The following is a 14,339-nucleotide window of genomic DNA, read 5'->3' as shown; positions in this document are numbered from 1 at the left end:
TTGCATCTCTCCCTGAGTTTGTACCTCGGTATGGAGCATATTGACTCCTGTTAACAGCTTTATCATTCCGTTGATCGGTTATCCGTCAGCATATCCCTTGGCTTTCCCAAGGGCGTTGGCTTCTGATAACATCCCTCCCATCTGCATCCTGATTGGTGTTCAGAGTTTACGCCTTGGTTGGCTACTTGTGGGCTTGACCGACCTACAAGAGATTGCAGATGGGTTACTTCGTTCCGAGTAGTGATTTGTTTGGAAGTTTAGAGGGGTACTATCCGCCGGGTTTTGGACATGCGCCGATGGTCTAGATAGGACTAGCCATCTTCCTTTGCCTTGGCCTTTTGGCCGCAGTCTATCAGCCTTTTGACTGCTTTATAGTAACGACGGTTCAAGCGTACCTTCCTTGCGTCCCCATGCTTCCTTGCTTGAAGGTTACCGAATTAGGCTTTCAGCATTGCCTCCTTTCATCCCCGCTTTACGGATTGATGACCAGTCGCTACCGTAGGGGAAGTGCTTTCAGGTGGGCGCTGCACCGGATGGACTTGCCTTTTCAGGCTCACCATCATCACTACTCAGTTGTCAAGGTTCACAACCTTGCCAGTCATCCCTCTCGGCAGTTGCTTGCTTCGATTTCGACTGAACGAATCGCACCCTATCCTTTATCATAGTGCAACTTGATCTGGGATTTGGGGGTCAGCCAACCGCCCTCAATATCGGCACAGGAGCTGCTAGCGCAACAGGGGCATATTGACAATTTGCGGATCAATGCCCGCACTCTTGAGCACATCCTGCCACTGCTGTTTGATCGCGGCGTTATTGGGATTGCTTCGCTGTAGCTCCACAAGGGTTGCTAAGGTATCATGCCAGAGTTGACTAGTGGCCAAAAGGGGCAAGCGATCGGTCGGTGGCATGGCGGTGATTACTTGGGCAAGGTTCCTGTCTAGCTCAGCCCGCTCAATCCAGCCGCTGACAAAGGGATTGGCATCCGGTTCATTGGGCCTACAGGTAAGGGAGAAGATCCACTGGTATTTTTGCCCCGGTTGCAGCTTCACCTTAGCGGCATCCACCGTCACGGGTAAAATCCCTGCTTTACCACTGAGGGGCACTTGTTGAGTCAACAAGAGTTCTCCGGCTTCCGAGAGCAGCAGCAGTTCTGCCGATTTTGCTGTGGTTTGGGGAACAAAGAAAAAGAGACTGGGATTGGCCGCCGCCGTCATCCCCAAGTTGTTATCGGGAACAAGGGCGACAATTTTGCTCAGGGAGCCTTGGGTACACTCACCAAAGCGGGTGGCACCTGCGACTCGTTGCCCCGGCATGCCGCGATTTGGGGGCACAAAGGTGAGACGGTTACGCGATTGGGCAGCGTAGCGATCGCGGGCAAGATAGGCTTCCACATTACTGATAGCCGTGAGGGCATAGCGATCGCCGGGACGCAAGCTGAGGGCACGGCGAAAATTCACCAAAGCGGATTGATAGTCCCGCTTAGCAGTTAGCTGGTAGCCCCGCTGCATGTAGCGATCGAACTCACCGGCTTGATTAGCGGGATTTTGGGCAACAGCAGGTAACAAGGGCACGATAACCGGCAGGGCGCTTGTTCCTATTGCCAAGGTACCGACCAATAGCCACAAAAGGCCAAAACGGTGGGCAGACATCGCATTTACCTACTGAACACGCTAACTATCCTTAAGGTACTATCGGAAAGAAGGCTCAATTGTGATCGGGCTTGCACATCCCCTGTGATTTCTGTAAAAGAGCAGCAGACTAACAACGATTCCTCCCTTGCGCGGATTACGCTGCCTTTGGTAGAGATATTTTCAGCCATTCAAGGGGAAGGCGCCAATGTGGGGTGTCGGCAAGTTTTTATTCGCTTGGCGGGCTGTGATCTCCGCTGCACCTACTGTGACAGTGCCCACACATGGTTTGTTCCCCGCCATGCCCTGATTGAAGAACACGCGGGCGATCGCCACTTTCAACGGATTCCCAATCCCGTTACTGCCGCCCACATTCTCGAAGCTATCCAGCACCTCAACACGCCGCCCATCCATGACAGTATTAGCCTCACTGGCGGTGAACCCCTCCTCTATGCAGCAACATTGGCACAATTTTTACCCTTGCTCAAGGCCAGCAGCTCCCTATCCCTCTACCTTGAGACCGGCGGACATCATCCAGCGGCACTGGAACTGATTCTTCCCTATCTAGACAGTGTCGGCATGGACATTAAGCTGCCGAGCGTCAGTGGTGAGTGCCATTGGTCAGCCCATGAAGCTTTTTTGCGCCTGTGCGATCGCGCCCCTGTCGAGGTCTTTTGCAAAGTGATTATTTCCCAAACCACCGACCCTGCCGATCTCGATCGGCTCAGTGCTCTTGTGGCCAGCGTAAACCCCCATATTCCGGTCTTTTTGCAACCTGTAACGCCCGTAGGTACCGGTCGCTGTACCCCTCCACCCACCCCCGCTCAAGTCCTCGCGTGGCAAGCGCAGTTAAAGGCACGGTTGAGCAATGTGCGCGTTGTGCCCCAAACCCATAAATTCCTAGGACAGCGCTAGGGCTATTTTTTAATCAAGATATAGGCATGGACATAGTTCGGCAAGCGACGGGCAGCCGCTTGATAGCTGGCACGGTCAGGAAAAATGCCCGCCAAAAAGTCCAACTGATAGAGATTGGGGACAAAGGCTCCCCCCGTATCGGCAATGACGCCAAGGCGCAGTTTTGGGGGAGTACCCCGTGCATCTTCAATCACCACGACTCGCCCCAGACCGATATTCCAGACATCTCCGGCAAAGGTCACCTCCGGTTCGATATTGATTTTGTTTTCAATCGTACTGCCGTAGCCCTTAATGGCCGCCACTTCACGAAAATACCAGTAGCGTCGCTGCTCGTGGGGAGAAACTCCCTTCACAAAGGGAATGCCATTGTTGCGATCCACATTAAAAAAGGCTTGGCTACCGTCGGTAAATCGAACGAGAATCGTTCCTTGCATCAGGGCATCTTCAAATGCGGCGCGCGTCAAGTAGGCCAAGGGCTGCACCCGTCCATAGAAAGGACCGCCGGGTTCAAAAATTCCCGCGAGTACTTGCTGCTTTGTGAATTGCCTATAAAATAGGCTCTCCGGTTGATCGGGAAGGCGAGGCGGCAAGGCATAAAGAGCTGTATTGTAGGTATCTGTGCGGGTGCGCGAGCCGCGATGGGTAAACACCGCATAGTTGGTCAGGCGCAATTCCTCCGTTTGATTCGGGTTGCGGGGGTTGTGGGGCAGCCATTGGATCACGCGAAAGTGCTGATTAATAAATGCTGGATCTTGCAAACGGATTGGGCGCTTGCCACTAATGTCCTCTGTCAGCGTTGCAATCATAAAGTCCAGCGTGTCAAGGACTTGGGCTAAAGTGACACCTTTAATGGCAAGAATCCCCTCCCGTTGGGCAACGACATCTGTCTCACCAAACTCTTGAAAATAGTGGCGGGTGTTGCGCAATACTTGGAGTAATTTCGTAGGTGCTGTACTAATACGTTGCGAAGGGAGGGGGCGATCGCGAAATAGTCTGCGCCCATCCACTTGAAACTGGGGCTGGCCAAACTCATTCACAGCTGTGTACAGAGGGTTTGCTGGCGAGGGAATCACTGCTGGCGGTGTTTCTAGGGATGCTAGTAATCCTGTTACCCCTTGACATCCCAGCATCAGGAGTAATCCACTGAAAAGACCCGCCGTGCTCACCCATCCAAGTTGCATACCTACACCCTGAATGTTGCTCAACCCCTCAATCATTCCCTAAGCTGCTCCCGTCGTCAAAGGGACATGAAGAAGAAAAAACGTTGAAGTTTCAGCGGTATAACCTGATTGAGCGACGACGATAGAAGCAACAGCAAGTTGGGAAGACAGCGATGTACACCGAGCAAATCAACCATATCAAGTCTTACACCGCAAAACTAACAGCGGCAATGCCAGATGCCATGAAAGCTTTTTATAGTCTCAGTCGTGCCTCTTCCGCACCGGGGGCACTGGATACCAAAACCAAAGAGTTGATTGCCCTAGCCATCGGCGTGGCCAAGCACTGCGACGGCTGCATTGCCTTCCATACCCGTGCTGCTTTGCACGCGGGCGCAACCCCTGAGGAAATTATGGAGACGCTGATGGTGACCGTGGCGATGGACGGCGGTCCTGCTTTGATGTATGCCACCCACGTGATGGAGGCATTAGAGGAATTTAGCCAAAGGCAAGCTCAGTAGGCAATTCTTCTCAAACGGCAGTCGTTTCAGGGGGCAACGGCTCCTCAGTTTCGCTAGTTTCAAGGAAAATTTCCTTAGCGGGTTCATCATAGCCAAAGAGTTCGGCGTAGCGTCCCCAGTCAATGGCGGTATTCAGCTGGCGATCGGCTTCTTGGGGCGTAAAGTGCCGCTCTAGAATATCGAGCACCAAGCTCTCAGGGATGCGATGGTTTTGTTTGGCCATCAGGAAGGTGTGAATCTGCTGCACAAGGCGGATATGCTTAAGGAGTTGCTGGCGAATAATCAGCTTGCGCTGGTCAATGTCTCCCTGAATGAAGGCATTGCCAATAGGGGTCACGCTGATGTCGCCTTCCTTGAGTTCCACCAGTTCCATCATCTGGGCAGCTTCGACAATGGGCAGAATGTCATCTAGTTCCAGTTGCAGCTCCTGAGCAATGCGATAGAGGTCTTCTTTGCGATGTTCAAGGAGTTCTAATAAACCGGCAATCGAGCCAATGCGCACATGGGGCAGCAGTGGATAACGTGGTTCTTGACGGGTGGGCAGGGTGGCCGGCTTGGGTTCCAGTTGCTCCAATTCATCCACATGGGGGTTGGTGAGAATTTTATAGATGCGATCTACGGTGGCTTGAAATTCCGGATTCTTGCGATCGCGATAGTGGGGCAGGGTCACCGGAAAATCTGCCCGCACCCGACCCGGATTGCTCCCCAACACAATAATACGATCGGCGAGAATGACCGCCTCTTCAATATGGTGGGTGACAATCAAGATACTCTGGGTGGGAATTTTGTGCTCTAACCACAGGTCGAGAAGTTCAAAGCGCAGGTTCTCCGCCGTCAGCACATCCAAGGCTGAAAATGGCTCATCCATACACAGGAGTTCTGGTTCTACCGCCAAGGCCCGCGCAAAGCCCACCCGCTGCCGCATCCCTCCCGACAGTTCCTTGGGGTAGGCGTTTTCAAAGCCATCCAAGCCGATAATGTCAATCATCCGCAGTGCCTTGCGGCGGCGCGATCGCGGGCCTTCTCCCAAGGCCTTTAGCCCCAGCTCCACATTTTCCAAAACCGTTAGCCACGGATAGAGGGCTGAACTTTGGAAGACAACAGCCGCCCCTGGATTCAAGCCCCGCATTGGCTGCTCGCGGTATAAGACTTGCCCAGATGTAGGCGCAACCAAACCCGTAATAATCCGCATCAGGGTTGACTTACCGGATCCCGATGGCCCTAGGAGTGCAACAATTTCTCCTGTGCGCAATTCAAGGTTAATATTTTCCATAATGCTAATGACCTGACCGTTAGGTTGACGGTAGGCCTTCCCGACATCCAGTAAGCGGACGAGCGATTCCCCTTTGGTTTTGGCGTGCATAGTCCTGCATCCTGTGGCATTTCAACCGTTAACCTACCATGAGGATTCAGGTCTTGGCGAGTTTAGAAGAGAAAAATTGCCCCTTAAGAAAGTGCTGCACCGTTGCTTGCCTACCCCGTAATGAGTAGAGGTAGAATAAAAACAGTTTATAAATAGAATATCCGAACAACCAAAATTGATTATCTCACTAGAGCAGGCGATCGCTAGGGACTGGTGTCATTTCCCATGGTTTTTCTTCGACACCATATTGTAAACTAATTAGCGGTTTCTTCACAAAAGGTAACAATTCCGCTATGGGATTTTTGGATCGCCTTTTCCGTCGGGGCAAGCAAGCCGATGCCCAACCGAGTAAAGACTTTTTTCTTGATCCCGATGAAGCCAAGACCTACGGCAACATCGAGTACATGCGTACCCCCAAGGTTGTGAAAAAAACGTTCCCTGCTACTAGCGGTACTGAAGAAAAAGTAGAAGTCGTGGAGTTAGTCTCCTCCATTGAAAAAGTGAATCCCGAAGAACAAAACAAGAGTCAACCCGAACCCAGCGTCAGTGATGTGGTGACGCCTCCCGTAGAAGAACAGGAACGCCGCCGCAATGATCCCAATTTAGATCTCTTTCGCGCCATGGCCAAAGATCTGCGCCGTGGCTAACCCCTAAAAACCTCTGGGGCTTGGCGCTTGCACATCTCGGTGCTGCCCCCTAGGATAGGTACAGCTCTTTTTGCAAAGTCTCTCACTCGCCAAGGAAAATTTCGGATGAACGCCCTTTGGAGCAGTGCCGCGATCGCCTATCTGCACTATCTCAGTTTTATGGTGGCTTTTGCTGCCCTTGTTGTGGAGCACCTCACCCTACGCAAAGATTTAGACCTCAAACAGGCTTGGCGATTGGTGATCACCGATGCCCTCTATGGCCTTGCCGCGGTGACCGTTCTTGTCACGGGCATTTTGCGGGTACTCTATTTTGGCAAGGGCAGCGAGTATTACTTAGCCAACCCCGTCTTTCACCTCAAGGTGGGCTTATTTATCTTGGTGGGGCTGTTGTCGCTGTATCCGACAATCTCCTTTTTGCTGTGGATTAAACCGTTGCGAGAAGAGAAAGCGCCCACCCTAGAATTGCCGACTGTGCAGCGCTTAACGTGGGTGATTCGGGCTGAACTAGCTTTTCTTAGTGCCATTCCCTTTTTGGCAGCGATGATGGCGCGGGGGATTGGTCTGGATTGGGTTCAACGCTAAGCGATCGCCCCTATCATAGATCTTGCTGCCACGGATAAAACGGATGAGTCAGCCCACAATTGAGTCCATTCTGCAGGAACACCGCCTTTTTTATCCCCCCGCCGATTTTGTGGCCAAGGCGCGGATCAACTCCCTTGAGGCCTACAATGCCCTCTATGAAAAGGCCAAAGCTGATCCTGCCGCCTTTTGGGGCGAATTGGCTCAGCAGGAATTAGAGTGGTTTCAACCTTGGGATCAAGTCTTAGATTGGCAACCGCCCCATGCCCGATGGTTTGTCAACGGCAAAATTAACATTACCTACAACTGCTTGGATCGCCACCTCAAGACCTGGCGCAAAAATAAAGCGGCCTTGATCTGGGAGGGAGAACCCGGCGATAGTCGCACGCTTACCTATGCCCAACTACACCGCGAAGTGTGCCAATTTGCTAACGTCCTCAAGCAACTGGGGGTGAAAAGGGGCGATCGCGTCGGCATTTATATGCCCATGATTCCCGAAGCAGCCATTGCCATGTTGGCCTGTGCCCGCATTGGTGCCCCCCACTCTGTCGTCTTTGGCGGATTTAGTGCCGAAGCTCTGCGCGATCGCCTGTTGGATGCCCAAGCCAAACTGGTTGTCACGGCTGACGGGGGCTGGCGCAAAGATGCCATTGTGCCCCTCAAAGATCAAGTGGACAAAGCCCTTGCCCATGAGGCAGTTCCCAGTGTTGAAAATGTCTTGGTGGTGCAGCGCACCCAACAGCCGGTGACGATGGTGCCCGGTCGCGATCACTGGTGGCACGATCTGCAAAAGGGCGTCAGTGCCGACTGTCCTGCCGAACCCATGGACAGTGAGGACATGCTCTTTATTCTCTACACCTCCGGTTCCACGGGTAAACCCAAGGGGGTTGTGCACACCACCGCCGGCTATAACCTCTACACCCACATCACCACGCAGTGGGTCTTTGACCTGCAAGATAGCGATGTCTATTGGTGTACCGCGGATGTGGGCTGGATTACGGGTCACAGCTACATTGTCTATGGCCCCCTTTCCAATGGGGCAACTACCCTCATGTACGAAGGGGCACCCCGCGCCTCTAACCCCGGCTGCTTCTGGGATGTCATTGAAAAGTATGGCGTCACGATTTTCTACACCGCTCCCACGGCCATCCGTGCCTTCATCAAAATGGGAGAACACCTGCCGCGATCGCGGAATCTCTCCTCCCTTCGCCTATTGGGAACGGTGGGCGAACCCATTAACCCCGAAGCATGGATGTGGTACTACCGCGTTATTGGCGGTGAACGCTGCCCAATTGTGGATACGTGGTGGCAAACGGAAACAGGGGGGCACATGATTACCTCACTGCCGGGCGCCATTCCCATGAAGCCCGGTTCTGCCACCAAACCCTTTCCGGGCATTTTGGCGGATGTTGTGGATAGAGAAGGAAATCCCGTGGGCGTCAATGAGGGGGGCTATTTGGTGATTCGCTACCCTTGGCCGGGGATGATGCGCACGCTCTATGGCGATCCGGAGCGCTTCCGCCGCACCTATTGGGAACACATTCCGCCGCGCAATGGCCAATACGTGTACTTTGCCGGCGATGGTGCCCGCAAGGATGAGGATGGCTACTTTTGGGTAATGGGACGGGTTGACGATGTGATCAATGTGTCTGGTCACCGCTTGGGCACAATGGAAATTGAATCGGCATTGGTCTCCCACCCTGCGGTTGCAGAGGCCGCGGTGGTCGGTAAACCCGACGAAATTAAAGGGGAAGAAATCGTGGCCTTTGTCATTCTTGAAGGATCGGCTACCCCCAGCGATGCCCTCCAACAGGAGCTAAAACAGCACGTCGTCAATGAAATTGGTGCCTTGGCGCGGCCGGCAGAAATTCGCTTTACCGATGCGCTGCCCAAGACGCGATCCGGCAAAATCATGCGGCGGCTCCTGCGCTCCCTCGTGGCTGGTCAAGAGGTGGCTGGGGATACTTCAACCTTGGAAGATCGCTCAGTGCTGGAGAAGTTGCGCCAGGGAGCTTGAGGTATTTCTGCTCCGCAAGGGGAGAAGCAAGAGAGAATGGCAACGGGCATCCGCACGAAAACACTTGTGCTGCTGGCAACGGCGGCCATTCTGGGGGGTGGTCTCTATCTCTTTGAGGAACAACTGCCTAGACCCAATGCCCCCAACGCCAAGGCAAAAAAACCTCTCTTTCATTTTCAAGAGGCAGCGGTGGTGGCACTCAAAATCGTGAGTCCAAAGTACAGCCTGAATCTGAAAAAGTTAGAGACCGGCAACTGGGTCATTGATCGAGGCAAGCAAACCCCCGCCGAGGAGGGGACTGTGGTCTTTCTATTAAACCTGCTGACCACAGGGGAGCGCGATCGCTCTTTTGAAGTACCTACAAAAAACGCTGGGGAATATGGCCTCGCTCCCCCCATGGCCACTATAGAGATCACCCTCAAAGACGGCCAGCAGCACCGTCTGCGCTTGGGCGATCCTACGTTTGACAGTCTAAAACTCTATGCAGAAATTGACCCTCCCCCGGAACCGCGCGAAAAAATGACGGTGACCCTAGTTCCCCTAGATTTCAAAAATGCTGTCCAGCGTCCTTTGGAAGAATGGGAGCGTCAACGACCCTCGGCTAAGCAATAGGGAAACTGGCACAAGGGTTTCAACATTGCCACAATTGTAAGAGAAACATTCAGTGGACATTAGCCATGGGATTCTTTGGATTCAAAAAGCTAACCATGCCCAGCCCCAGTGAGGCTTTGCCCGGCCGAGCAGAACCCATGCCCGTACCAAAGGCACATCTGGTGAACGGCCGCCCCCTCACCCCTCCCTATCCCGAAGGCATGGAATTGGCCATGTTTGGCATGGGCTGTTTTTGGGGCGCTGAGCGCAAGTTTTGGCAGGTGCCAGGGGTCTATGTGACCGCGGTGGGCTACGCAGGCGGCTATACCCCCAACCCCACCTATGAAGAGGTGTGCACGGGCATGACGGGTCACAATGAGGTGGTGCGCGTGGTCTTTGATCCCCGGCAAGTAACCTATGAGGAGTTGCTCAAGGTCTTTTGGGAAAATCATGACCCCACCCAAGGCATGCGCCAAGGCAATGATGTGGGGACGCAATATCGCTCCGGGATTTACTATTACTCCCCCGAGCAAAAAGCCCTTGCAGAAGCTAGTCGCGATCGCTACCAAGCAGCCCTAAAAGCTGCAGGTTACGGCACGATCACCACCGAAATTCTGCCAGCCCCTGAATTTTACTTTGCCGAACCCTACCACCAACAGTATCTCCACCGCAATGTCAATGGCTACTGTGGTCTTGGGGGCACAAAGGTTCCCTACGAACTGATGAGCACACCCCCCGCCGTCAGTAGAGATTGAGGCGATAGGGCATGCGGGGACGGTAAGCATCGCTAAAGTTGGTCTGACTGACGGTGGCATTGTTTAACCGTGCCCACTGCATATTTGCCTGTTCAAAGCTGGCACCGTCGAGACGGGCGCGGCGAAAATCGGCGTAACGCACATCAGCTCCTGTTAAATTACTGTTGCTGAAATCGGCACGGAAGGCACGGCTATGGCGCAAAATTGCATAGCTAAGGTTCGCACCACTCAAATTAGCTTGTTCTAAGTTGGCTCGTTCTAAATAAGCGGCGGTGAGGTTGGCATTACTCAGATTTGCTTCTACCAAATTGGCCACCATGAGGTTGGTATCCTGCAGGTTAGCGCCCTGAAGATTAGCACCACGCAAATTCGCTCCCGCCAAGTTATAGCCCCGTAGATCCACATTCTGCAGATCACAGCCGGGACAAGCATTGGTTTGCACAAGTTGCTGTAGGGCGGAAGGCATGGCAAAGGCAGCACCGCTGGTAAGGGCGGCACTGATCATTGCTGTTGCGATGAATGCCTGCTGGTTCACATCCACATCCTCCTACCACGCTAGAGCGACTTTAACATAAGTACTAGGAACTTCGCTGCCGATAACGAGAGCGCCGATGGCGTTGCTGCCAATCCTTGGCACTGCGAACGGCTAGCCACAACAAGAGTAGGGCAATCAACCCACCCTGCTTTGGCGCCTTAAGGGCAAAGAGGATCAGTAGGACGCACAGAACATCCTGTCCGACAACCACCCAACGGGGCAGTTTCCCGAGGCGATAAAACCAGCCCACCTGCACCAATTGCAACACAAAGGCAAAAAGACCACTGAGGGTACCGATGAGCCATTGGGGGGTTTCTGTTGCTGTGGCTACGGTGATGCCTAGGAGGGCACCCACAAGGGGGCTAAAGCACAGTTGCACAAGGACAATTAGACGGTAGCCCCAAAGATTGCCCGCCAAGAAAATCTCCACAAACGACCAAGCGGTTAATACCCCCACCACCCAGTAGGGAGAAAGGTGACGCAACAGAGGCACCTGTGACCAGAGTTGTTCTCCTTGTAAAAGTCCAATCAAGAGGAGGGGAAGGGCTAATCGTAACCCGCCGGCGGCTGCCGCTGAAAGAATCGCTAAAACCTCTACCATGGCTCAGTGGGTTTCAAAATATTCGGTAAGGTTTCCCAGAGGCGATCGCACACCGTTTCAGGGGTATCTTTGGCCGTGATATTTAGCTCCAAATCCGCCTGGGCATAGAGGTGTTGCCGCGTTTTCAGCAATTCACCCAGGCGCTCCTCTAGGGTCTGCTCCTGTAAAAGCGGACGTTCCTGGTCGTGGCGTAGGCGTTGACAGAGAACCGCAAGGGGCACAGAGAGCCAGACCACAATCCCATGACGCAGATAACTCCAGTTCATCGGGTTTAGGACAATGCCGCCGCCTGTGGCCACTACTAAATGATGATAACAAGAGACTTGTGCCAAGACCTGTTGTTCCAACTCCCGAAAGGCAGCCTCCCCCTCTTGGGCAAAGATCTCGCGAATGGGGCGTTGACGAAACTCGGTAATCACTGCATCCGTATCCACAAAACCATAGCCTAGGCGTTGTGCTAAGAGCCGACCAACGGTGGTTTTTCCAGCCCCCATCATGCCCACCAGATAAATGTTGACTCCCCCGAGACGTTTTTGCAGTTCCATAGACAACTCTTTCTCGACACCGCCAAATCAGCACTCTACCCTAAACTATGGAAGGGTTTCTTGCAATTTCCATGTCTCAGTCCAATCCTTATGTGACGCTACAGGTAGCAGTAACGGCAACCCAAGCTGAAATTAAGGCAGCCTATCGGCGTTTAGTGAAGCAGTATCATCCTGACTACCACCCCAGCGATCGCGCCAGCCATGAGCGAATGGCCGCTATTAACGCCGCCTATGAAATCTTGGGGGATGAGCAGTGCCGGCGAGCCTATGATGCCCAGCACCGCATTCATCAAACCAGCGCCAAACCCAATATTCAACGTTCCCAAGCCGCCGATCGCGAGCTAGAGCAATGGCTGACGCTGACCTATAACCCCGTCAGCCGGATTATTGAAGCGGTCTTGCGATCGCTCCCCCGGCAAATTGACGCCCTGGCTGCCGATCCCTTTGATGATGACCTCATGGATCAGTTTCTGACCTATTTGCAGGACTGTCGCCGTGCCCTCACCCGCGCCCGCTACACCTTCCAAGCCCAACCCAACCCCGCTGCCGTGGCCAAGGTGGCAGCCCACCTCTACTACTGTTTGAATCAACTGGTGGATGGTCTCGATGAGCTAGAGCAATTTAGCCACAGTTACGACGATCGCTATTTGCACACCGGACAGGAACTCTTTCGCATTGCCCATCGCCTCTTCGCAGAGTGTCGGCTTGTCCACTAAACTAGAGAGAGTCAGCATCCCAGGATGGCAGCAAGATTCAATCCCAGTATGAAACATACCCTATCGGTCTTGGTGGAAGATGAGGCGGGTGTGCTCACTCGCATTGCCGGCTTATTTGCACGGCGTGGCTTTAATATTGAAAGCTTGGCGGTTGGCCCTGCAGAGCAAATTGGCATCTCCCGCATTACGATGGTGGTGCCTGGCGATGATGCCATCATTGAGCAGTTGACCAAGCAACTCTACAAACTCATCAATGTTCTCAAGGTGCAGGATATTACGACGATTCCCTGTGTGGAACGGGAACTCATGCTCCTGAAGGTGAATGCCACAGCTAGCACCCGCTCTGAAATCTTGGAACTGGTGCAAATTTTCCGCGCCAAGGTGGTGGATGTCTCCGATGATTCCCTGATCATTGAGGTGTCCGGTGATCCCGGCAAGATGGCGGCCATTGTTCAAATGCTCAATAAATTCGGGATTCGCGAAATTGCCCGCACAGGAAAAATTGCCCTTGTGCGCGAATCTGGGGTAAATACGGAATACCTAAAGTCCTTGGAGGCACGGGTCTAATTCGTGGGAAAGTATCGCTGGTTATTGCTCGCGTTGGGAGCGATCGCCCTCAGTAGCTGTACGGCAACCGAGTCTCCCTCAATAGATAAGAATTCCTTGCCCCTTGGGGTTGCCCTTGCGCAAACGGGAAATGCTGCCCTCTACGGCCAAGAGTCCCTACAGGGAGTACAAGTTGCCGGGGAGTTTTTCAACCAAGCAGGCCAGATCAAGGGGCATACCCTACGGCTGGTGATTGAGGATACGGGCAGTGATGAAGCTGGAGCAGTCAATGTCTTTCAAACCTTGATCAATCGCGATCGCGTGATTGGCATTGTCGGCCCCACTCTCTCGCAGCAAGCCTTTAGTGCGGATCCCATTGCTGAGCAAGCCGGTGTCCCCGTGGTGGCTCCTTCCAACACTGCCCGTGGTATTCCGCAAATCGGTGCCTTCATTAGTCGTGTCTCTGCAGGGGTAGATGTGGTGGCTCCCACGGCGATTCAAGCGGCCCTTGAGATAAATCCCAACATTCGCCGCGTCGCCGTCTTCTTTGCCCAAGATGATGCCTTTAGTCGCTCAGAAACGGAGATTTTTCAAAAAGCGATTCGCGAGAATCCCAAGCTTGAACTGGTCACTGTTCAGCAAACCCAAACCACGGATACCAATTTTCAAGCACAGATCAACGCCACCCTCAATCTCAAGCCTGATCTAATTGTCATCTCCGGTTTGGCAGCGGACGGCGGCAATCTCATTCGCCAATTGCGGGAATTGGGCTACCAAGGGTTAATCTTGGGAGGCAACGGTGTCAATACCGTCAACATTTTCCCCGTTTGTCGTCGCCTTTGTGATGGCGTTTTGGTTGCCCAAGCCTATAATCCCGAAAACCCCGATCCAATGAATGTCAAGTTCCGCAAGGCCTTTGAAGCCAAATATCGCCACACTCCCTCTCAGTTTAGTGCCCAAGCCTTTACGGCAGTTCAAGTCTTTGCGGATGCCTTAGCGCGACTATCCCAAGAAAAGAACTTGTCGGAGGTGCCCCTTGGAGAGCTGCGTCAAGCCTTAAATAAAGAGATTCTCAAGGGAGTCTATGAAACACCTCTTGGAGAAATTCGCTTTACACCTGAGGGTGAAGTGCTGCAACGCTTCTTTTACGTTGGCCAGATTGAAATGAGTGGGGATGGCCAAACTGGGAAATTTAGCTTAGTGAAAAAAGTTGAACGCTAACC

The 14,339-nt window shown here is 53.2% G+C and carries 16 protein-coding genes; 10 read left to right on the top strand and 6 right to left on the bottom strand.

The features are described from left to right. Positions 1–725: 725 nt before the first annotated feature. Complete coding sequence (locus Q0683_RS09890) at positions 726–1,649, bottom strand: DUF928 domain-containing protein (protein ID WP_298977503.1); 924 nt, start codon at positions 1,647–1,649, stop codon at positions 726–728. 87 nt (positions 1,650–1,736) lie between these two features. Here Q0683_RS09890 and Q0683_RS09885 point away from each other — a divergent pair, with 87 nt between their 5' ends. Continuing rightward, entirely contained in the window at positions 1,737–2,543 is an 807-nt protein-coding gene (locus tag Q0683_RS09885; RefSeq protein WP_366142742.1) for a 7-carboxy-7-deazaguanine synthase QueE, read from the top strand. A 2-nt stretch (positions 2,544–2,545) separates the two neighbouring features. On the opposite strand, the gene Q0683_RS09880 is transcribed toward Q0683_RS09885, so the two are convergent. Further along, complete coding sequence (locus Q0683_RS09880) at positions 2,546–3,724, bottom strand: hypothetical protein (RefSeq protein ID WP_298611536.1); 1,179 nt, start codon at positions 3,722–3,724, stop codon at positions 2,546–2,548. Between the two features lie 152 nt (positions 3,725–3,876). Between Q0683_RS09880 and Q0683_RS09875 the strand changes: the two genes are divergently transcribed. Continuing rightward, the gene (locus Q0683_RS09875) at positions 3,877–4,221 is read left to right on the top strand and encodes a carboxymuconolactone decarboxylase family protein (protein WP_298611539.1); all 345 of its coding nucleotides are present in this window, start codon (positions 3,877–3,879) and stop codon (positions 4,219–4,221) included. A gap of 10 nt (positions 4,222–4,231) precedes the next feature. Here Q0683_RS09875 and Q0683_RS09870 read toward each other — a convergent pair whose 3' ends face one another. Further along, positions 4,232–5,584, bottom strand: a complete 1,353-nt coding sequence (locus Q0683_RS09870; protein ID WP_298977499.1) for a nitrate/sulfonate/bicarbonate ABC transporter ATP-binding protein — start codon at positions 5,582–5,584, stop codon at positions 4,232–4,234. 293 nt (positions 5,585–5,877) lie between these two features. On the opposite strand from Q0683_RS09870, the gene Q0683_RS09865 reads away from it, so the two are divergent. From Q0683_RS09865 to msrA, 5 genes are all read left to right on the top strand, one after another. Continuing rightward, on the top strand, positions 5,878–6,231 hold the full coding sequence (locus tag Q0683_RS09865) for a hypothetical protein (protein WP_298611544.1): 354 nt from the start codon (positions 5,878–5,880) through the stop codon (positions 6,229–6,231). Positions 6,232–6,336: 105 nt separating this feature from the next. Further along, positions 6,337–6,813, top strand: a complete 477-nt coding sequence (locus Q0683_RS09860) for a DUF2214 family protein (protein ID WP_298611547.1) — start codon at positions 6,337–6,339, stop codon at positions 6,811–6,813. Positions 6,814–6,856: 43 nt separating this feature from the next. Next, positions 6,857–8,827, top strand: a complete 1,971-nt coding sequence (gene acs / locus Q0683_RS09855; protein WP_298977497.1) for an acetate--CoA ligase — start codon at positions 6,857–6,859, stop codon at positions 8,825–8,827. 36 nt (positions 8,828–8,863) lie between these two features. Further along, positions 8,864–9,439: a DUF4340 domain-containing protein gene (locus Q0683_RS09850; RefSeq protein ID WP_298611553.1), complete on the top strand. Its 576-nt coding sequence runs from the start codon at positions 8,864–8,866 to the stop codon at positions 9,437–9,439. 65 nt (positions 9,440–9,504) lie between these two features. Next, complete coding sequence (gene msrA / locus Q0683_RS09845; protein ID WP_298611556.1) at positions 9,505–10,173, top strand: peptide-methionine (S)-S-oxide reductase MsrA; 669 nt, start codon at positions 9,505–9,507, stop codon at positions 10,171–10,173. On the opposite strand, the gene Q0683_RS09840 is transcribed toward msrA, so the two are convergent. Genes Q0683_RS09840 through Q0683_RS09830 form a run of 3 tightly spaced genes read right to left on the bottom strand, consistent with a single transcriptional unit; the run spans position 10,160 to position 11,854 of the window. Then, positions 10,160–10,708, bottom strand: a complete 549-nt coding sequence (locus tag Q0683_RS09840; RefSeq protein ID WP_298611559.1) for a pentapeptide repeat-containing protein — start codon at positions 10,706–10,708, stop codon at positions 10,160–10,162. The genes msrA and Q0683_RS09840 overlap by 14 nt on opposite strands. Before the next feature lie 43 nt (positions 10,709–10,751). Then, entirely contained in the window at positions 10,752–11,309 is a 558-nt protein-coding gene (locus tag Q0683_RS09835) for a DUF4126 domain-containing protein (RefSeq protein ID WP_298611562.1), read from the bottom strand. Continuing rightward, on the bottom strand, positions 11,303–11,854 hold the full coding sequence (locus Q0683_RS09830; protein WP_298611565.1) for a shikimate kinase: 552 nt from the start codon (positions 11,852–11,854) through the stop codon (positions 11,303–11,305). The genes Q0683_RS09835 and Q0683_RS09830 overlap by 7 nt, the downstream gene beginning before the upstream one ends. 71 nt (positions 11,855–11,925) lie before the next feature. Here Q0683_RS09830 and Q0683_RS09825 point away from each other — a divergent pair, with 71 nt between their 5' ends. The 3 genes from Q0683_RS09825 to Q0683_RS09815 are packed head-to-tail and all read left to right on the top strand — an operon-like array spanning position 11,926 to position 14,337. After that, a complete protein-coding gene (locus tag Q0683_RS09825; RefSeq protein ID WP_298611568.1) occupies positions 11,926–12,570 on the top strand; it encodes a J domain-containing protein in 645 nt (214 codons plus the stop codon). 48 nt (positions 12,571–12,618) lie between these two features. Next, positions 12,619–13,137: an acetolactate synthase small subunit gene (gene ilvN / locus Q0683_RS09820; protein ID WP_298611574.1), complete on the top strand. Its 519-nt coding sequence runs from the start codon at positions 12,619–12,621 to the stop codon at positions 13,135–13,137. 3 nt (positions 13,138–13,140) lie between these two features. Beyond that, a complete protein-coding gene (locus Q0683_RS09815) occupies positions 13,141–14,337 on the top strand; it encodes an ABC transporter substrate-binding protein (protein ID WP_298611571.1) in 1,197 nt (398 codons plus the stop codon). The last annotated feature ends 2 nt before the right edge of the window (positions 14,338–14,339 follow it).

The organism is uncultured Thermosynechococcus sp., assembly GCF_938074695.1.
Classification (GTDB): Bacteria; Cyanobacteriota; Cyanobacteriia; order Thermosynechococcales; family Thermosynechococcaceae; genus Thermosynechococcus.
The sequence above is the reverse complement of the archived record's forward strand: the minus strand, read 5'-3'. Positions and strand labels throughout refer to the sequence as shown.